Below are 18,320 nucleotides of genomic sequence, written 5' to 3'. Positions count from 1 at the left end.
ATTCTGGCCGCCAATTTGATGCGCCGGCTCACGAGACTGACGGGAACAGCTTCGATCAGCCCACCGCGCCGGGCAAAGCCGAGAGTAGCCGAAGTCGTTCGGCAGCCCGGAGCGTCAGCGACGCAAGCGGTTGCGGGTTCATGGGCGCCATGTTCTGGTCGAGGTGTCGCATGATCCAGACGGAGCCGAGCACAATCAGGACAACGATCAACACTCCAAAAGCGAGGGCCAAAATGTTGTTTGTGTTGTCTGGTCCGGTCGTCAGATGCAGAAAGAAAACCAGATGCACGCCGATCTGTGCAAGGGCCAGCACGACGAGCGCAGAAATGACGGCCGGCTGATAGATCAACTCCGTCTGCGAGGCGATGAACGACCCCACCGTCAACAGGAGCGCGAGGCCGTAGCCGAGCAGATATCCCCGCAGTCCAGCCGCAGGCTCATTGCGCGTGATCGTCTCCTCGCCAGGGGCGGCATCGCGGGTGTCGATGGGCGCGTCGGATGGGGCGGTCTTATCTGTCACTGCGATGCTCCCAGCAGGTAAACGAGGCTGAAAATCGCGACCCAGATGATGTCCAGGGCATGCCAAAAGAGGCCAAAGCAGTGAAGCCTGCGCAAGATGTCGGCGCGAAAGCCCTTCACCCCGAGCTGGGCCATCATGGTTCCGAGCCACAGGATGCCAAGCCCCACATGGACGCCATGGCACCCGACCAAAGCGAAGAAGGCCGACAGGAACGCGCTTCGGCCGGGACCGGCATTGTCCCCGATCATCGTGATGAATTCCTGTCCCTCGAGAAGCAGGAACAATGCTCCAAGGACCCCAGTGACGACCAGCCACGACTGTGCGCCAGCCATTGAACGTCTTTCGACCGCAAGGGAGGCGAGGCCCGCGGTAAAGGTCGAGGTCAACAAGAGCCCGGTCTGAATGGCAACGCGTGTGAGGTCGAACAGTTGCTTGCCTGTCGGCCCGTTATCGGTCGCATTCGCGAGCACCGCGTACGACGCGAAAAAGGCCGAGAACATGATTATGTCAGACAGGAGAAAAATCCAAAATCCGTAGGTGACGGTTACAAACTTCGAGGCGGGACCGCCCTCGCCGTGTCCGGTGGCACCCTGGTGTCGTGACCGCCCTTCTCCCTGCCCGCTCGAACGGCCCACCATGTAGGGGTCGCGTCTGGTACTTCCAGCGGTGATGTCACTGGGCATCGTATCGAAGTGGTCACTCATGTCACTTGCTCCCTGCGCCGGAGCCACGCGATTTGCGCGGCGGTGCGGTCGCGGTCGATCCGTTCGACCTCTTTGGCAGGGATCACGGTTTCGGCCTGGTCTCGCCAGGCGAACACGACAAATGTGGCGTAGGCGCCGAGGAACCCGAGAATTGACAGCCACCAGATGTGCCAGATGAGTGCAAATCCGATAACCGTTGCGAAGAATGCAGTCACGACACCCGTTGGGCTGTTCTTTGGCATGTCGATCGGCTCGTACTGCCTGACCGTCTTTGGGTCTTGGCCTTCGATCACGCGTTGTTTCATGCTCCAATAGGGCTCCTCGTTTTCGACATGCGGCTGGTGCGCAAAATTGAACGGAGGGGGTGGCGACGGTGTCGACCACTCGAGCGAGCGCCCGTCCCAAGGGTCGCCAGTCTCGTCGCGAAGCTGCTCACGGTCCCTGATTGACAGGAAGAGCTGCGCGATCTGGCAGCCCGCACCTAAAAGCATTACCGCGATACCGCTTGCCGCGATGACGATCCAAGGCGCCCAAGCATCCACTTCAATGTGCTGGAGCCGGCGCGTCATGCCTTCCAGGCCAACCACATAAAGAGGTGCGAAGACGAGGATGAAGCCCAGTAGCGTTAACCAGAAGGCCGCCTTGCCCCAGCCCTCGTGCAGTCGAAAGCCGAACGCCTTTGGGAACCAGAAGGTAAAGCCGGCGAAAGCGCCGAAGAGAACGCCTGAGATGATGACGTTGTGGAAATGCGCCACCAGGAAGAGCGAATTGTGCAGAACGTAGTCGGCTGGCGGCACTGCAAGCAGGACGCCGGTCATTCCCCCGATGGTGAATGTGGTGACAAAGCCAAGCGCCCATAGCATTGGAGTGTCGAAGCGAATTCTCCCGCCATACATGGTGAAGAGCCAATTGTAGATCTTCACCCCTGTTCCAACAGCAATTACCGAGGTGGCTATGCCGAAGGCCGTATTTACGTTCGCGCCTGCGCCCATGGTGAAGAAGTGGTGCAGCCAGACCATGAACGACACGAGACAGATGAACATCGTCGCCGCCACCATGGAGCGATAGCCGAACAGCGGCTTGGACGAGAACGTGGAGAAGATCTCGGAGAACACGCCAAAGGCGGGAAGCACCAGGATGTACACTTCTGGATGGCCCCAGGCCCAGATGAGGTTAACGAACATCATCTGGTTCCCGCCGGCTTCGTTGGTGAAGAAGTGAAAGCCGAGGTAGCGGTCCAGCGTCAGCATCGCCAGCGTCGCCGTAAGGATCGGGAAGGCAGCCACGATCAGGAGATTAGAGGCCAACGATGTCCAGCAGAACATGGGCATGCGCAGATACCCCATTCCAGGGGCGCGCATCTTCAAAATGGTGGTTACCAAGTTCACGCCGGTAAAGAGCGTTCCGACCCCGGAGATCTGGATCGCCCACAAATAATAATCCACACCCACGCCGGGCGAATATGCGAGTTCGGAAAGCGGCGCATAGGGCAGCCAGCCGGTCCGCGCGAATTCCCCGACAACCAGCGAGATATTGACCAGCAGGGCGCCGGTCGCCGTCAGCCAGAAACTGACCGAGTTGAGCGTGGGGAACGCCACATCACGTATTCCCAATTGCAGCGGCACAACGAAGTTCATCAGGCCGATCATGAACGGCATCGAGGCGAAGAAGATCATGATCGTCCCGTGGGCCGAGAATATCTGATTGAAGTGCTCGGGCGGCAGGTAACCCGGTCCGTGGATCGCAAACAGCTGCTGGGTGCGCATCATGATTGCGTCGACGAAGCCGCGCAGCAGCATCAGTACGGCAAGCACAATGTACATAACGCCAATGCGCTTGTGATCGACGGACGTTATCCACTCGTGCCATAGATAAGGCCAATGCCCCTTTACCGTAATCCAGCCCAGCACACCGAGGCCGGCAAGAAACACGATCAAGGCCGCTCCAAGTGGGATTGGCTGGTCAAAGGGGATGGCGGACCAGTCGAGCTTACCGAGCATTATGCGCCTCCTCTCGTTGCTTCGTCGCCGGGTTCGCCGAAGCGGTGGGCGACGGCTACGACTCGGGCCTGATGCCCGGTTTGCTGCCGGCCTTGTTGTCGGCTGGACCGGGGCCGGGAGGCAGCGCCTGATGCACGATTGCATCAAACAAACCCGGTTGTGCATGACCAAACGTGGTCGCCGAAACATCGCTGCCCTGTTGCGCGAGCTTGAGGTAGACGTCGGCGTTCAAGACGCCGGTTTCGGCTTTCAAACCGGATATGAAGGCGTCGAATTCTTGTGCCGGGATCGCGTGCACCTGGAAGTGCATATTCGAAAAGCCGTCGCCACTAAAATGCGCCGATTGCCCGTAGTAGGTACCCACGTGGTCAGCCTGCAGGTGCAGGTCTGTCTGCATACCGTTCATGGCGTAGATCATGCTGCCGAGCTGCGGCACGAAGAAAGCATTCATGACACTGGCGGAAGTCAATGTGAAATGTATCGGCACGCCAGCCGGGATGACAAGCTTGTTGACAGTGGCGACTTGCTGGTCGGGATAGATGAAGAGCCATTTCCAGTCGAGCGCCACGACTTGGACATTCAGCTGTGGCTTATCTGAAGCTATCGGCGTGCGGGGATCCAGGTGATGTGATCCGTAGTAGATGAGTCCACCAAGGAAGAGGATTGTCAAAGTTGGAATCCCCCAGACGATCAGCTCTATGCGACCGGAATAAACAAACTCGGGGTCGTAGCGGCTCTGACTGTTTGTGGCTCGGAATTTCCAAGCGAAAAGGAGCAGCGCGATCAATGTAGGGATCACGATGACCAGCATTACGGCCAGCGAATTGAGCAGGATCTTCGTGTTGCCGGCCGCGATTGGTCCCTGCGGATCGAATACGCCTCCCGAACACCCGGTCAGAACCGCGGAGGCGGCCGACAGAGTGGCCACGGCTCGTGCGATGAGCGGTGCGGCGCGATCCACCCTTTGCCAGGTGCCTCTTTGGACTTCGCCCTTGCCTTGCATGCACGACGAAGCCTTTGCGCTTTGGCAATTCCCAACTCTCATTCGAAGTAGCCTTCACAGCTTCCTAGATGTGGCCGATGGTGGCATCCTGAGCCAGACAGTCACAGCGGCAGCGACCCGGATCTGCGACCAAAGCTTTACCGGTGGTGGCGTTTGGCCGTTACGGCCCGGGAAGGGCATAAGCGGCAACCTGATCGCCGACCTGGTCTTTCAGAATGGTATTTCCACCGGCGACGAACACCACGTATTCGCGGCCGCGGTACTCGTACACCGCAGGATTGGCCACCGCGGGCGCCTGGACGATGTCGGACCAAAGTTCCTGTCCGTTGGCGAGAGAATAGGCGCGCACCTTGGCGTCCATCGAACCCCCGATAAATATCAAACCACCCGCCGTCACGGCGGGGCCACCAATCGTCACCGACCCGAGTGATTCAGGCATATAGAAGCCCCACTTCTGCGATGCTCCCATCGGCCGGCGCCATTTGATGTCGCCGGTGGTCATGTCGATGGCGGCGATTTCTCCGAAGGGGGGTGCCCAGCAGGGCATGCCAAGCCAGTTGAGAGCGTTGTGCAGCGACATGCCATAGGGTGCACCCTCCTGCGGATAGTAGCCCTGCTCATTGCCGGAATCGCCGGCGAGCCGTTGGTATTCATCGCGGGGATAGAGCTTGATGGATTGGACGACATGCGAGAAGTTGACCACTGCCGTTTGGGTGCCTGGATCGAACCCCACCCCGCCCCACTGCACGCCGCCCGCCGAATCCGGGTAAGCCAGCACGCCTTGGCCTTTGTGTGTCGGGGGGCTGTACATGCCACGATAGGACAGGGTGTCCCATAACCGGGAGCACTCGCCCATGCCGACGATATCAGCTATACGCCAGATTGCCGGCTTTCTGGACTGGTCCAGGAGCGGTGCGGGTTTGGTCGGGAACGGCTGCGTGGGAGCGTAGACTTCCCCTTGAATGGTGCCGTCGCCGCCAGGTACCGGGCGTTCGTCGATCGGCCAGACGTCCTTTCCGGTGCGCCGATCGACGACGAACAGAAAGCCCATTTTCGTTGCCTGCATCAGGGCAGGAATTTGCTTGCCTGCCACAGTGATGTCCATAAGCGTGGGCGCCGAATTGATGTCGTAGTCCCAGATGTCGTGATGGACCCACTGTCGCGACCAGACGACCTTGCCGGTTTCTAGATCCAGCGCGGTGGTCGATGTCGCAAGTGGTATGGGGTCAGCACGGTTGCCGCCCCAGTAGTTCGGCGACGGGCTGGAGACCGGCAGGTAGACGAGCCCGAGCCCTTCGTCCACGGACATCGCCGTCCAGACATTTGCGGTCCCGGTCCGTTTTGCGATCTGCGCCGGCAGCGCCGAAAACGACCACTGTCGCACGCCCGTCTGAGGATCCAACGAGAACACCGTCCCAGGAGGAGCCTCGGCATAGGCCCAATCCTTACCAGCCCAGCCGATGATGACGTGGTTGCCCGCCACGGTGGGGGGCTGCAACAGCGAAAGCGGGTACTTGGCGTTGACGTCGTTCCATTGGTTCACATCCAACACGCCACCCGAGCCAAATTTCTTGCAGAGCTGTCCGGTATCGGCATCGAGCGCAAAGAGGTGCGCGTCCATGGTGCCGAGATAGACGATCTTCTGACAGCCTTCGCCGGCTATCGGATTCTTGCTCTGCCAGTAAGCAACGCCACGGTTCTTCAAGGCCGGCTGTGTCAATGCTTTCAAAGTGGATTTGGACTCGAACTTCCACTTGATCGCCCCTGTGCCCGGATCGAGTGCCAGCACCCCATAGAAGGGTGTCCCGATATAAAGCGTGTCGTTGGCGAAAATGGGGGTTGCGGACCAGACGGAGGGTGGCAATGCCCCTGAGCCGTCCGACATATCACCGGTGTGCAACTCCCATACTTTGCGCAGCGAGCCGACGTTTGCCGTGGTAATCTGGGTTAGCGGCGAGAACTTCTGACCATTAAGCTGGCCATGAAAGCTGTTCCAGGTCGGCTGCGGCGGGACCAGAGGGATTGGCTTAGGTGCAGGGAGTGGGGCTGTTGTCGCCTCCATCGGCGAACCCGCGCCCCCGGCCGAAGGGCTGGTGCCTCCGCTGGTGTCGTTCGGCTGTTTAACGGCATCCGGTATGCCGCCCGGTTGTGACGCGGGTGAATTATTGTCATTCTGGGCAGAGACTGAATGTATGCCGACCCCCATCAACATGAAGATGGCAAAGGCCAGGGTCGAACGGAAGCTACCAGTTTTCATTGGGACGGATCCTGAATCTTGGTCTGACGGAAAACCAGCGTGATCAACAGCCCGGCCAACACAACGGCCACGGCAGCCACGAGCCACCAGGCATGGAGAAATACGGCGGCGGTGAATGTGCCGAGTGCTCCTAGAAGGCCCAAGATCCAGGCCAGGGTGAAGACGACACCACCTCCTCTGAAGCGCAATACGAGGCCATCCAGCGCAAGTGCCAGGCTGGCAACGAGCACAAGCATGGCTCCGGGGGTTCCATTTACCCCAGTCAGTGGGGTGGCGAAGTAGTAGACGGCGATTGCGCTCGCCAGCACCGCCGCTGTGATGACGACGAGCGGGCCACGATGATTGATGTTCGGCGATTGCTGGGTTTTCATGATCGTTCCTGCGACGTTTCTTTAAGCGACCCCAAAGGGGGCGTCTTGCGGGACGGAGCACTTTGCTAACCCGAGCTTGGCCGGTCTGTTCCAACCGCGGCTTCACCATCACGTGAGCGGCGGAACGCGCCGCGCGTGCCTAGGGAAACGCAGCTTTGTTGGCCATCGTGCCGTCTGGATTGCCTGCTGTGCCCTCAGCTTCCCGGGGCGTCATCATCCCACCCCAGTAAAGTGCATACGCTTCAGCACTGGGGGGCTCCCGCGCCGCCCCGAGGTCGGGGGCATAGGTGAGCAATCTGGCGAGCAATTCGTCCCAAGGCAGCCAGCCGACTATCCAGGCGCGATCCGCTCCCGGCCGACTGAGGCTGAGGCAGGGAAATCTGCCGACGCCTCGGAATCTGGCTTCGCGCACATCCTCCTCCAGCGCGGCTCGCGCCTCGGCTCCGGCGAAGTCCAACTCGAGCCGCTTGGGGTCGAGCAGATCAGGACGTGCTTTGGCAAGATCATTTGCGATGTCGGCCAGCACTTCTTCTTTCGCGATGTTCCGGCCTTCAACCATCACGGCTTCGCGGATGCGGCGCAGATAGAGGTCGGCGGCGGCGGCCGACTGGAGACCCGCCGCCTTGACCGCGAGACAGGAAGGCCACGAAGAGGCTGGCGGATCGCGAGCCCATATCGTCGGTTCGAATGGCATGCCTGTAATGCGAGCCGCCTGGACCCAGATCGGACCCATTTGCGCCGGACGGTGAACGTCGTTGAGTGGATCACTGAACCTGTCCCAGCCACCGATCATGCCGCCCAAACGCAACCGCAACGCAATTCGACCGGCGAAGCCGTAACGTAAGCGTCTCAGTTGAGGCTCGAACCCCCAGCTCCAACAGCATAGCGGATCCGTGAAATACGAGATCTCGAGAACCGGCGTGTTATTGGGCCGGGGTTCGGGCGAGGCTTGGTTCTCGCTCTCACCCACGTCGTCAGATTCCCGTGGTTTGCGCTTTCACCGGGCTGTCGATCGAGTCCTGCGGATAGGAGGACCACTGGGTGGGAGCAGAGGTTGTTTTTGCTTTGACCTCGGCGCTGCGTTTGTGGGAGAGCTCCTTGTTCTTGGCCTCCACCTGCTTTTGAGTGATGTTGACGCTCTTTGGTTCGTGGTTGATCTCTCCCTGGGTGTCGATGACGTGCTTGTGAGGCTCCTTCACATAGTCCCAGCTCTCGCCGGCGCTCCACGGACCCTGTCCCTCGTTCCAGGGACCCCGCACCTCGGCTCCGTTCGAGAGATTGAAGTAGGTGTGGGTATGCCGCGGGTCTCCCTGCAGGATGCCCATTGGGAAGTTGGGTTGAATGGTCTCCAACGCTGCCCCGAACATCTGGAAGTGGGCGATCTCGCGAGTCATCAGGAATCGCAGGCTGTCGTGGACAAGAGGATCGTCCGTGAATTTCATCAGGTATTCGTAGGTGATCTTCGCTCGCGCCTCGGCGGCCATGTCCGAGCGCAGGTCCACGGTCAAATCGCCGTTGGCGTCTATGTAGCTGCCGGAAAACGGCACACCTTGGCTATTCGTCAAGGTCGGTCCGCCAGCTGATTGAACCAGAAATTGTGGGTTGGTCAACGCCTCATGGAGCACATCCTCCTTGCCGGCCTTACCTTTCGTCAGTTTGTTCAGGGGGCTCGCCTCGGCCGCATTCTTCAGTTCACCGTTGACCCCGTCCAGAAGCATCGTGATGGTTGCTCCGACGATCTCGAGATGGCTGAATTCCTCCGTCGCAATGTCCATCAACATATCGTACTTGTCGGGGTAAGGTTTGCGGGTTGAGAAGGCCTGGGTAAAATACCGCATCGCGGCGGCCAGCTCGCCATTGGCGCCACCGAATTGTTCAAGCAGCAGGGCAGCGAATTTTGGGTCGGGTTCAGATACACGCGCGTTGAACTGAAGTTCCTTGACGTGGTGAAACATGATTGTCTCCGTTTTGGGGGTGGCCGATCCGACGGTTCACCCCAGAGGGCACTCACGTCGGGCTCACGTGCGACACCGGGGCGCAGCACCTCGGGCCGAACTGAAGGGGCAGAGTTTTGTTCCTCCAGCCGGGCACTCCTTTTTGCGGTGTCGTCGTGAGGGCAAAGGAGCTGCCAGGGTTCGCGGCAGCATGCCTTGTCCGAGCCTTTGTGGCGCGGAATGACTGGACACGCCGCCTCGCCGGCATCTCCATGGGCGTGGGTTTCGTCTGCTGAGCTGGACGCGTCTTCTTCATCGAAGCATTTCGCACGAAGCGATCAGTCCGCAGGATAGGCAGAACCGGGGGAAAAGCTTCTCGGTCAGTTGCTCGGCAACAGATGCGCTTCCCGGCCGCTTCGATCAATGCCAGTCTGGCTGCTTCCGCCCCTAGCCCTTCGCGCACCCTCAGCTACACAGGCGCAGAGGTTTGAGGGCAATCGGTGACCATGCTTCGCGGCGCGATAGGCGCGTGCTTTTCACAGGGCTCTCCGCATCTCTAGCAGGCGCTTGTCAGCTATGGTGTTTCGCGCTCGTCGCGCCGCATTTTGCGGCTTACACATGTCCGGCCTCGCCGGAATTGCAAGGCGCTGAGTCCAAACGTCGCCCCGAGCGCCGCCCACAGAAGGGTGCTGAATGTAAACGGACTGGCAAGCCATTCCAGCATGGGCACGGCATCGCCCGGCCAAGCATAGGCGAGATAGCCGAGTGCAGTCGACAGGGCGACCCCAGCAGCGACAGCGAATATCGTTTCGAAAATCGATCTCGTCACAACGCATCAGGGAACGCTAAAAAAAGAGGCCGATCAAGAGCGATAACGCAATCGTGCAATCTTATCCCTCAAACGCTCCAAGCCTCGAAATGTGAATTGCTGCCGGGGCGCCATTGCGATTATCTGCCACCTGTGAACATCTCGAAACTGATCATCTGGATAATGCTGGCGATGTTGCTGGCCATCGGCATTTACCTTTTCGTTCAGGCGGACGCATCCGACTGGTCGCACCAACTTTAACCTTCGCCGGGAAATCGGGATGTGCTCGTGAGCTGCGGGAGGAGGGCGAGATTCCAAGCAGTCTTAGCCTGAGGGAGCATTCACAAGGATCGCACTTGCTGCGTTTGGTGCGCCGCATTTTTCAAAGACTTCAGGCGTGCTCGATCGTCCTGTGCCGCCACCTCGTTATCCCGTTGAAAGAGTTCCGCGGGTAGGCACCACTCGGCGTGCCTCTGACCCACAAATCAGATTGCGGAGCATCGTTGTTCGGCTGGAGATTTGCTCGTGGCGATGCCGTGCGAACAGGCGCGCGGCAATCTGTGTCGGGGCTGCACACGGTCGCACCGGAAGTTGGCGCGTAGATGAGACCGCGATTGTGGATGCGCCGATCTCTGGGGACGATCGACGGGATGAGCTGCGGTGTGGCTGCCGCACAGGCATCCAGCTCAGGCGGTCAAACCATGCTTGACGCCCGCCTCGACATGCCGGCGCAGCACCATCTGCGCCGTGGCCACGTCGCGGGCCAACGCTGCCTCCAGCAACTGTCTGTGTTCGTCGGCCGCGATTTGCCCACGAAAGGTCAGCGAAATCATCTGATACCGCAAATATTTGTCAAAAACCGCAGCATGCGTTTCCATGAGCGCACGAGACCCGCATGCAGAAATCAGCGACTGGTGGAACTCCCAGTCGTAGCGTTTCCAGTCCTGGGTTACCGACCGGTCTCCGCCGATCATCCTGATTTCCATTTGGTGCAGTTTGTGGTGGGCCGAAACCACCTTACCCTCCCATTCCACATCCCCGGCGCCGAAGGACAATTCCATCGCGTGGCATTCAAGCAGTTGCCGCAGCGCCGCGATTTCCTTCAGATCCTCTGGTGAGACCGGCGCGACTTCGAAGCCCCGCTGCCCTTCTGCCACCACGAGCCCATCGGAGGCCAAACGATTGAGTATTTCCCGCAGGGTTGAGACGCTGGCTCCGTAGAGGCCCTTCAGCCTTTCGAGCTTGAGCTTCTCGCCGGGAACCAGTCGGCCAAAAATTATGTCGGCCCGTATCTGCCGATAGGCGGTATCCGATATCGTGGCGTCGGAAGCGTTCGCTAGCATTTGGCAGAAATATCATAAGTTTCCTGAAATACCATACATACACTCTGAGGCCTTCCGGGCCAGCGGTCGGATCCGAGCGACTGCCACCCCATATAGAGGCGGTACATCGTGGATCATCATACAAAACTACGAATACCTGACGTTCTTCGCTACGTGGTTGAACGAGGAAGGCTGTCGTGCGATGCTCGACGCGTGACGAATTGGGAGTGACGTCGCCCGACATGCAATTCAGGGAGGAAAAGCATGACCACTATCACGATCCATCGCCGCAGGTTTCTCCGCACAACCGCTTTCGCAGTAGCCGGTGCCATGTACGCCTCACGCGTCAACCGCGCCCTGGCGCAGGACAAGATCACACTGAGGCTGTCGTCACCGGCGACACCGGGCGACCAGCGTGCGGTGGCGCTGACCAGCGTGTTCGCCCCAGCGGTGCGCGCCTTCGCCACGTTTGAGCCGCACTGGAACGCCGAACTGTTCAAGCAAGGCACCGAACTGGAAGCAATTGCCCGTGGCAATCTGGAAATGTCGATCACGTCGGCGCAGGAACTCGCCTCGCTCTATCCCGAATGGGGGATCTTCACCGCCGGCTATCTGCATCGCGACGCCGAGCACCAAAAGAAGGTTTTCGCGGCTGACTTCATGGATCCGTTGAAGAAAAAGGTGGAGGATGAACTCGGTGTCAAGCTGTTGACGGTGATGTATCTCGGCCGCCGCCAATTGAACCTTCGCATCGAAAAGGAAATCAAGACGCCGGACGATCTGGCCGGCGTCAAGCTCAGAATGCCCGGAACCGATGCCTGGCAGTTTCTTGGCAAGGCGCTGGGCGCCAATCCGGTGCCAGTGGCGTTTACCGAAATCTACACAGCCCTGCAGACCGGCGCGATCGACGGGCAGGACAATCCGCTGCCGTCCGACAAGGACTCCAAATTCTACGAGGTCACCAAGCAGATTTGCCTGACCAGCCACCTCGTGGACCTGAACTATCTCGCCTTTTCCAAGAAGGTCTGGGACGGGCTTGCACCGGATCAGCAGGCGGCGGTGCAGAAGGCGGCGGACGACGCCGCCGAGTCCGGGCGGCAGAAGCAGCTGACGCTGGAATCCGAACTCGAGCAGTTCTTCAAGGACAAGGGTTTGAAGGTCTACGCGCCCGACGTCGACGCCTTCCGCAAACATGTGCAGAAGGCCTATCTGGACTCCGACTTCGCCAAAGACTGGCCGGAAGGCATGGTCGACAAGATCAACGCCCTCTAAGCCGGGAAAGACCGATGTCCGCAACCATCCGCTGGCTGCAGGCGCGGGCCGATAACGTGGCGGTGGCGCTTCTCGCCGCCATGTTCATCGCCTTCATCCTGCAGATATTCACGCGCTACGTGATCAACGACCCGCTCGGATGGACACTGGAAGTGTGCCTGACCACCTGGCTGTGGTTGGTGTTCTGGAGTTCGGCATTCGTGCTCACCGAGCGCGACCACGTCACGTTCGACCTGTTCTACTTGATTGCCAGCCGCCGGACCCAGCGCGTTTTCGCGCTGATCTCGGCGGCGGCGATTGTCGCTGGTTTCTTGGCGGCGCTGCCGGCGACATACGACTACATCGCCTTTTACAAGATCAAGAAAAGTGCCACGCTGCGCATCCGGCTCGACGTCGTGTTCAGCGTCTATGGGCTGTTCGCCGTCGCGGTGATCATGCGCTATGCGCTGCGCCTATGGCAACTTGCCCGCGGCGGCGCGCCCGAGCCGCATGACGAGGCGACGCCGCTGTGACCGCCGCCTTCTCTCTTTGCCTGCTGGCGCTGTTCGTCCTCGCTGGAATTGGCACGCCAGTCGCCTATTCCATGATCGTCGCGGCGATCGTCTACCTTGCCGTCAAGGGTCAGGACCTGGGGCTTGCCGCCGAGCAGATCATCCAGGGGCTCTATGACGGCTTCATCATCCTGGCCGTGCCGCTGTTCATCGTCGCCGCCAACATCATGAACGCTGGCACGATCAGCGAGCGGCTGCTGCGGTTTTGCATGGCGATCGTGGGCCGTATGCGAGGCGGGCTCGGGCATGTCAATGTCGTCGCCAACGTGATCTTTTCCGGCATGTCCGGCTCGGCCGTCGCCGACGCCGCCGGGCTGGGCAAGATCATCATCGAGATGATGACCAGGGACGGCCGTTATCCGCGCGGCTACGCCGCCGCTATCACCGCCGCCGCGTCAACCATTGGGCCGATCATCCCGCCGTCGATCCCGATGGTGATGTACGCGCTGGTCTCGGATGCCTCGATCGGTTTCCTGTTCCTCGGCGGCATACTGCCTGGGCTGCTGATGGGCGCGGTGCTGATGGGCCTCAACGCGTGGGTCGCCCGCAAGCGAGGTTTCGCGGTCGAGGAACCCGTGCCTCTGCGAGCCTTGCCGAAGGTGACACTCAATGCATTTCCGGCGCTGCTTATGCCGGTCATCCTGCTCTACGGCATCTATGGCGGCGCGACGACGCCGACCGAAGCGGCAGCCGTCGCGGCCGCTTATGCGCTGATACTGGCCGGTGTCTTTTATCGTGCGCTGAGCTGGCGGAAGCTCTATGCCATCCTTTCAGAAAGCGCGCGCTCGTCCGCCGCCGTTGGCCTGGTCATCGGCGGCGCCCTGATCTTCAATTACATCGTCGCCAGCGAAAACATTCCAGCCCAGATGGCAGCCTCGCTGCAGGGACTGCACATATCCCCGGTCGCTTTCCTGTTCATGGTCAACGTGCTGCTGCTGCTGCTTGGGTGTCTGCTCGACGCATCGACGATCATCCTGGTCATTGTACCGCTGTTCATCCCGACCTGCCGACTGCTCGGGATCGACTTGGTGCATTTCGGCGTCGTGGTGGTGGTCAACACCATGATCGGGCTGATTACGCCGCCCTATGGGGTCGTGCTGTTCGTCATCAATGCGACGACCCGCATTCCGCTGCGCGAAGTCATCAGCGAGATCTGGCTGTTCATCGGCGTGCTGGTCGTTGCGCTGCTGCTGATGATGCTGTTTCCGGAAATCGTGCTGTGGCTGCCAAGGCAGTTCGGATACCAGGGATGAGCACGGCTCTGCACGATAACCGAAGTGCCGGCCTGATCGGCCCGGTCAGGCTTGGGTTGATCGGCGACACCATAAAGCACTCGCGTTCGCCGGACCTGCATCGTCTCGCCGGCCGCCTCAGTGGCCTGGACGTCAGCTACGACCTCTTCATCCCGCGCGAGATGGGTAAGGACTTCGACGCCGTGTTCGACGCCTGCCGCGACGCCGGTCTTCGCGGCATCAACGTCACCTATCCATACAAGGAGATCGTGGCCTCCAGGCTGCTCATACACGACGACCTGATCAGGCGCATAGGTTCGGTCAACACAGTGGTGTTCGACCCGCATGGCGCGCGGGGCTACAACACCGACCATACGGGTTTCGTCGCCGCCTATCGCGCAGTCTTCGACGACATGGCGCCGGGCAAGGTCGTCCTGATCGGAGCCGGAGGAGTCGGCAAGGCCGTGGCCTTCGCACTACTGGCCCTCGGGGCTGATGGCCTGACCATCATCGACAGAGATGCCGGCAAAGCGCGGTCACTAGCCGCCGCGATCGCGACCGCCTCGAAGGGCGCTGTCGCAACGTCCTCCGGCGTCGACGTCGATCCGGCGATGGACGGCGCGGGAGGCATCGTCAATTGCACGCCGCTCGGCATGCACGGACATCCGGGCTCTCCGGTGCGGCCGGAATTGCTGCCGGAGCTGCGCTGGGCATTCGACGCCGTCTACACGCCGGTCGACACCATGTTCAAGCAACAAGCGGAAGCGGCGGGCGTCAAGGTACTCAGCGGTTTCGAGCTGTTCTTCCACCAGGGCATCGAAGCCTTCCGTATCTTCACCGGGCGGGCGCCGGCCGATCTCTCATCCTTGCGCCGAATGCTCCTCGAAATCCCGCCAACCAATTAAGGATATTACCTGTGTCCGACGACCATCCCATGCGCAAGAAGATCGGCCTCAGCGCGGCGCTGACAACACCGTTTGAGCAAAGTGGCGCAATCGACTGGCCCCGCTTCGTCGCACACGCTGAACACTTGCTGGCACAAGGTATGCGGGTGGTGACCGCCTTCGGCACGACCGGCGAAGGCGTGTCGATTTCGGCCACGGTCCGTGCGACCCTCTACGAGAGAACGGCCGCGGCGGGCATCCACGCCGACAGCCTGATTGAATGTGTCTACGGGCCGTCGTCCCAGGACGCAGGCGACCAAGTCCGGCGATCGCTTGAAGCTGGTTGCGGCGGCATCCTGCTGACGCCGCCCTTCTATTTCAAGCAGCCAACGGAGGAAGGCATCTATCGCTGGATCAGCGAGGTGCTGGAGCGCTCCGGCGCGGCCGCCCGCGACGTCATCCTCTACAACATCCCGGGCCTTACCGGCGTCCGCATCGGTCCGAAACTGGTCGCGCGCCTGCGCGTCGCCTTTCCCAAGGCCATCGCCGGCGTCAAGGACTCCAGCGGCGACTGGGAGCAGACAGCGGCGCTGCTTGCCGAGCATCGCGACCTCGCCATACTCGTCGGCCATGAAGGCCATCTGGCGAGAGCGGTCAGGCAAGGCGCCAGCGGGGCGATCAGCGGGGTGGCCAATTTCGCACCGGCCCTGCTGGCGAAACTCGTGCGCGGTGAGGACGATCCCTTGATCGACGACCTGCTTGGCAAGCTGCTGAAGCTGCCCGTCGTGCCAGCGGTGAAGGCGGTTCTGGCCCAACGGACCGGGGACGCCGTATGGTTGCGCGTTCGCGCTCCTCTGGAGGCGCTCGATCAAGCAAGCGACTTGGATGCCTGCCGGGAAATTGCGGCGATGGTGGCCAACGGTGACGGCACGGTCGTGGGCGAGATATGAGCTCCTCCGCCCCTGTCGGACAGAGTGTGTCGAAGAGGGTATTGGTGACGGCGAAACCCGGAGAAGCCAAACTTGGGGGCAAGCACATCGACAGTTCAGCGCCGGTTGACGCCAAGGTGGTAGACCGGCCCTTGCTGCGCATAGCTACCGCTGTGCCGATTGCGGTTCTCGCCCTGACCCACGAGTCCGCGACATCGGGCTCCCTTCGAAGTTTCCGTCTGTAGCGCTACGCCACAGGAAGAGATCAGCCGGCTGAGAAAACGGACAGCCAGCATCTTGCCTTCAGAAACTTGCGACCGGCGTGGAATAGATTCCGCCCATGCTAAGTATATTGTGCATCAGACAAATCGGAAGCTCTGCCGGTGAGATGCCCCACCCCTCCACCTGCTGGACAGCCAGCAGTAAGCTTTTGACGACCTGGGCGGGTTGGCTTCGATCCCAGTCCACAGAGAACAAACAAGACGGAGAACCAGGAAATGTCGCAACAATTCGAAGAATATCGGCCTTCCAAGACGCTCTGGTTCTGGTCAGTGGTAGGCGCGGTGGTCCTCACCATCATCGTCGGATTCACTGCCGGCGGCTGGACCCTGGCAGGAACTGCGGCGGAAATGGCCAAGACCTCAGCCATAAAAGCGAGGGCAGAACTGGCCGCCAATCTGTGTGTCCAAAAGTTTATCACGGCGTCCGACGCGAGCCAAAATCTGGCCAAGCTGAAGGAAACGTCTTCCTATCAGAGGGACGGTTTCATTACCGACGGTGGCTGGGTCAAATTCGCCGGAATAAAAAAGGATGCACCGGGCGCCGCTGATCTGTGCGCGGAAAAGCTGGTCGCGTTGGACGCGATTCCGACGAGCACCGTGTCTGAGGATCAGACGAAGGGCTGATGCCATACGTGGTCTGCTGGCGAGAACCTCACTGGCGTATGTCGCAACCGGTAAAACCTGATCTGAACCCCCCGGCGGCTTGAGCTGCAGTGGCCGATCTGGACGCTACCTGGACCGACGGATCGTGCATCTTCTCGCGGCATTGAAATCACCTCGCCTCAAAGCTCGGTCGGGCTTCTACAAGAGCATAGGAACGGCGCCCGGCAATCAACGCTCTCGTTTTTGTTGCTATGGGAGATTGCCGTTCCACATTCCGTGGCAGATTGCATGAAGTCGACCGCGAATCTCGGCCCGAACGTCCTCAGCAAGGCCGGGCATCACTGGTCTATCTCTCTTGCTCGGTTCATTCTGATAGCTGCATCGCTCGCAGGATCCGCGACGGCGACTGGACTCCGCTCCAAGGCTAATCTTCTCGTTCTGCCTCGCTTTGCCTCCCTGAGAGCCTCATCAGCCAACCTTCGTGTCGGGCCTGGCATGGGGTATCAAGTTGAATGGGTCCTTATGCGCCCGGGAATGCCGCTGGAAATCTACCAACAGTATGACAATTGGCGACGGGTCAGAGACTGGGACGGAACCAGCGGATGGATTCATGAATCGCTCCTGTCAGGCCGCAGGGCGGCCGTTGTCGAGCCCTGGGCCAAGGGCAACGTTGCGCTGCGCGACAAACCGTCCACTGGCAGTTCGGTTGTTGCCTGGCTGCAGCCTGGCGTGCGGGTAGAACTGACCCGATGCGACGGACAGTGGTGTGCTGTTGCACTGGGCCCCAAATCCGGCTTCATCAGGCAGATCAGTATGTGGGGCGTCTATCCCGGCGAGGTGCTTTGAAGCGAATCCGCACGGGTCGAGTGGCTTGCGGACGATCACAGGCAAGCATCCCAGAGCACGGATTGTTGAGCGACCGCCCTTGTGAACAACGAGCTGCCTGTTGCGGGCCGGATCCTTCCACTCACCATTTCGAGAATCGTGGTGACGGCAGGCTGACGGCAGTCACGAACCCTCGAAGAGCCGAAAGCGAGATTTTTCCGGGCGAAGGCCTCGGGGACACTATGGCGCTGCTAAGCTGGAAGGAAATAATGGGCATCAAATCAGTTGGAGCGGGCATCGCATGTTTGCTGGTTTCTACCACTTGGGTGCAGGCTGCCCCAAGACTCCTCTCGCGGCACGGCGCTTGGGGCGTCTATTCTTATGGTGCCGACACGACAAGGTGCTATGTCTTGAGTGTCCCCGTTTCCAAACTGCCGGCCGGTGTCGATCATGGCGAAAATTTTGTAACGGTCTCGCGCACACCGGTCGAGGAACAGCCCGAGGCAATCATGGGGTATCGGCTCAAGCCAGAGTCGGATATCAATGTCGTGATCGCAGACCAGCGCTTCTCAATGTTCACGCAAGATAATAAGGCCTGGCTTCAGAACGCCGGTGAGGATCGGTCAATGATCAGTGCGATGCGAGCCGGAAGCAAGATGACGCTGTTCGCCACGTCCTGGAGGGGCACCCAAACCCAGTACGTATATTCCCTGATGGGACTGAGCGCCGCATTGCAGGCGAGTAGCGCTTGCAAATAGAATTCCAATGGCCCTGCTTACTGCCAGAGGCGTTGATGGCTCGATATCGAGTGGGAGCGACTGCTC

The 18,320-nt window shown here is 60.3% G+C and carries 17 protein-coding genes; 8 read left to right on the top strand and 9 right to left on the bottom strand.

The window, feature by feature from the left end; translation table 11 throughout:
• Nucleotides 1-55 precede the first annotated feature (55 nt).
• The 9 genes from cyoD to FJ543_RS22055 all read right to left on the bottom strand — a co-directional run bounded on the left by cyoD (nt 56) and on the right by FJ543_RS22055 (nt 10,940).
• Nucleotides 56-520, bottom strand: a complete 465-nt coding sequence (gene cyoD / locus FJ543_RS22095) for a cytochrome o ubiquinol oxidase subunit IV (RefSeq protein ID WP_140877118.1) — start codon at nt 518-520, stop codon at nt 56-58.
• The gene (locus FJ543_RS22090; protein WP_140877116.1) at nt 517-1,224 is read right to left on the bottom strand and encodes a cytochrome (ubi)quinol oxidase subunit III; all 708 of its coding nucleotides are present in this window, start codon (nt 1,222-1,224) and stop codon (nt 517-519) included. Before FJ543_RS22090 ends, cyoD begins: the two co-directional genes overlap by 4 nt.
• Nucleotides 1,221-3,224, bottom strand: a complete 2,004-nt coding sequence (cyoB, locus tag FJ543_RS22085) for a cytochrome o ubiquinol oxidase subunit I (protein WP_140877114.1) — start codon at nt 3,222-3,224, stop codon at nt 1,221-1,223. Before cyoB ends, FJ543_RS22090 begins: the two co-directional genes overlap by 4 nt.
• Nucleotides 3,225-3,279: 55 nt before the next feature.
• Entirely contained in the window at nt 3,280-4,227 is a 948-nt protein-coding gene (cyoA, locus tag FJ543_RS22080) for a ubiquinol oxidase subunit II (RefSeq protein WP_140877112.1), read from the bottom strand.
• 160 nt (nt 4,228-4,387) lie between these two features.
• Entirely contained in the window at nt 4,388-6,484 is a 2,097-nt protein-coding gene (locus FJ543_RS22075; protein ID WP_140877110.1) for a pyrroloquinoline quinone-dependent dehydrogenase, read from the bottom strand.
• Entirely contained in the window at nt 6,481-6,855 is a 375-nt protein-coding gene (locus tag FJ543_RS22070) for a hypothetical protein (RefSeq protein ID WP_140877108.1), read from the bottom strand. Before FJ543_RS22070 ends, FJ543_RS22075 begins: the two co-directional genes overlap by 4 nt.
• A gap of 139 nt (nt 6,856-6,994) precedes the next feature.
• Entirely contained in the window at nt 6,995-7,825 is an 831-nt protein-coding gene (locus FJ543_RS22065) for a DsbA family protein (protein ID WP_140877106.1), read from the bottom strand.
• 4 nt (nt 7,826-7,829) lie between these two features.
• Nucleotides 7,830-8,810: a manganese catalase family protein gene (locus FJ543_RS22060; RefSeq protein ID WP_140877104.1), complete on the bottom strand. Its 981-nt coding sequence runs from the start codon at nt 8,808-8,810 to the stop codon at nt 7,830-7,832.
• Nucleotides 8,811-10,283: 1,473 nt separating this feature from the next.
• Complete coding sequence (locus tag FJ543_RS22055) at nt 10,284-10,940, bottom strand: GntR family transcriptional regulator (RefSeq protein WP_140877102.1); 657 nt, start codon at nt 10,938-10,940, stop codon at nt 10,284-10,286.
• Nucleotides 10,941-11,183: 243 nt separating this feature from the next.
• Here FJ543_RS22055 and FJ543_RS22050 point away from each other — a divergent pair, with 243 nt between their 5' ends.
• From FJ543_RS22050 to FJ543_RS22015, 8 genes are all read left to right on the top strand, one after another.
• Nucleotides 11,184-12,191, top strand: coding sequence for a sialic acid TRAP transporter substrate-binding protein SiaP (locus FJ543_RS22050; protein ID WP_140877100.1), 1,008 nt, complete (start codon nt 11,184-11,186; stop codon nt 12,189-12,191).
• Nucleotides 12,192-12,205: 14 nt separating this feature from the next.
• Nucleotides 12,206-12,703, top strand: coding sequence for a TRAP transporter small permease subunit (locus FJ543_RS22045; protein WP_140877098.1), 498 nt, complete (start codon nt 12,206-12,208; stop codon nt 12,701-12,703).
• Nucleotides 12,700-13,995: a TRAP transporter large permease gene (locus FJ543_RS22040; protein WP_140877096.1), complete on the top strand. Its 1,296-nt coding sequence runs from the start codon at nt 12,700-12,702 to the stop codon at nt 13,993-13,995. The genes FJ543_RS22045 and FJ543_RS22040 overlap by 4 nt, the downstream gene beginning before the upstream one ends.
• On the top strand, nt 13,992-14,879 hold the full coding sequence (locus FJ543_RS22035; RefSeq protein ID WP_140877094.1) for a shikimate dehydrogenase: 888 nt from the start codon (nt 13,992-13,994) through the stop codon (nt 14,877-14,879). The genes FJ543_RS22040 and FJ543_RS22035 overlap by 4 nt, the downstream gene beginning before the upstream one ends.
• A 29-nt stretch (nt 14,880-14,908) precedes the next feature.
• Nucleotides 14,909-15,808, top strand: a complete 900-nt coding sequence (locus tag FJ543_RS22030; protein ID WP_246678855.1) for a dihydrodipicolinate synthase family protein — start codon at nt 14,909-14,911, stop codon at nt 15,806-15,808.
• Nucleotides 15,809-16,284: 476 nt separating this feature from the next.
• Nucleotides 16,285-16,692 carry a hypothetical protein gene (locus FJ543_RS22025; RefSeq protein ID WP_140715735.1) on the top strand — a complete coding sequence of 136 codons (408 nt, stop codon included), beginning with the start codon at nt 16,285-16,287 and terminating at the stop codon, nt 16,690-16,692.
• 267 nt (nt 16,693-16,959) lie between these two features.
• Complete coding sequence (locus FJ543_RS22020; RefSeq protein ID WP_140877090.1) at nt 16,960-17,517, top strand: SH3 domain-containing protein; 558 nt, start codon at nt 16,960-16,962, stop codon at nt 17,515-17,517.
• Between the two features lie 248 nt (nt 17,518-17,765).
• Nucleotides 17,766-18,254 carry an invasion associated locus B family protein gene (locus FJ543_RS22015; protein ID WP_140877088.1) on the top strand — a complete coding sequence of 163 codons (489 nt, stop codon included), beginning with the start codon at nt 17,766-17,768 and terminating at the stop codon, nt 18,252-18,254.
• Nucleotides 18,255-18,320 lie beyond the last annotated feature (66 nt).

The organism is Mesorhizobium sp. B2-5-7 (assembly GCF_006440875.1).
GTDB classification, from domain to species: domain Bacteria; phylum Pseudomonadota; class Alphaproteobacteria; order Rhizobiales; family Rhizobiaceae; genus Mesorhizobium; species Mesorhizobium australicum.
The sequence above is the reverse complement of the archived record's forward strand: the minus strand, read 5'-3'. Positions and strand labels throughout refer to the sequence as shown.

Excerpts from the sequence above, each read along its gene's own strand:
- FJ543_RS22075 (WP_140877110.1), bottom strand. The coding sequence starts at position 6,484 with ATGAAAACTGGTAGCTTCCGTTCGACCCTGGCCTTTGCCATCTTCATG.
- FJ543_RS22050 (WP_140877100.1), top strand. The coding sequence starts at position 11,184 with ATGACCACTATCACGATCCATCGCCGCAGGTTTCTCCGCACAACCGCT.
- FJ543_RS22020 (WP_140877090.1), top strand. The coding sequence starts at position 16,960 with ATGAAGTCGACCGCGAATCTCGGCCCGAACGTCCTCAGCAAGGCCGGG.
- FJ543_RS22015 (WP_140877088.1), top strand. The coding sequence starts at position 17,766 with ATGGGCATCAAATCAGTTGGAGCGGGCATCGCATGTTTGCTGGTTTCT.
- FJ543_RS22090 (WP_140877116.1), bottom strand. The coding sequence starts at position 1,224 with ATGAGTGACCACTTCGATACGATGCCCAGTGACATCACCGCTGGAAGT.
- FJ543_RS22025 (WP_140715735.1), top strand. The coding sequence starts at position 16,285 with ATGTCGCAACAATTCGAAGAATATCGGCCTTCCAAGACGCTCTGGTTC.
- FJ543_RS22030 (WP_246678855.1), top strand. The coding sequence starts at position 14,909 with ATGCGCAAGAAGATCGGCCTCAGCGCGGCGCTGACAACACCGTTTGAG.
- FJ543_RS22035 (WP_140877094.1), top strand. The coding sequence starts at position 13,992 with ATGAGCACGGCTCTGCACGATAACCGAAGTGCCGGCCTGATCGGCCCG.
- FJ543_RS22045 (WP_140877098.1), top strand. The coding sequence starts at position 12,206 with ATGTCCGCAACCATCCGCTGGCTGCAGGCGCGGGCCGATAACGTGGCG.
- cyoB (WP_140877114.1), bottom strand. The coding sequence starts at position 3,224 with ATGCTCGGTAAGCTCGACTGGTCCGCCATCCCCTTTGACCAGCCAATC.
- FJ543_RS22055 (WP_140877102.1), bottom strand. The coding sequence starts at position 10,940 with ATGCTAGCGAACGCTTCCGACGCCACGATATCGGATACCGCCTATCGG.
- FJ543_RS22070 (WP_140877108.1), bottom strand. The coding sequence starts at position 6,855 with ATGAAAACCCAGCAATCGCCGAACATCAATCATCGTGGCCCGCTCGTC.
- cyoA (WP_140877112.1), bottom strand. The coding sequence starts at position 4,227 with ATGCAAGGCAAGGGCGAAGTCCAAAGAGGCACCTGGCAAAGGGTGGAT.
- FJ543_RS22060 (WP_140877104.1), bottom strand. The coding sequence starts at position 8,810 with ATGTTTCACCACGTCAAGGAACTTCAGTTCAACGCGCGTGTATCTGAA.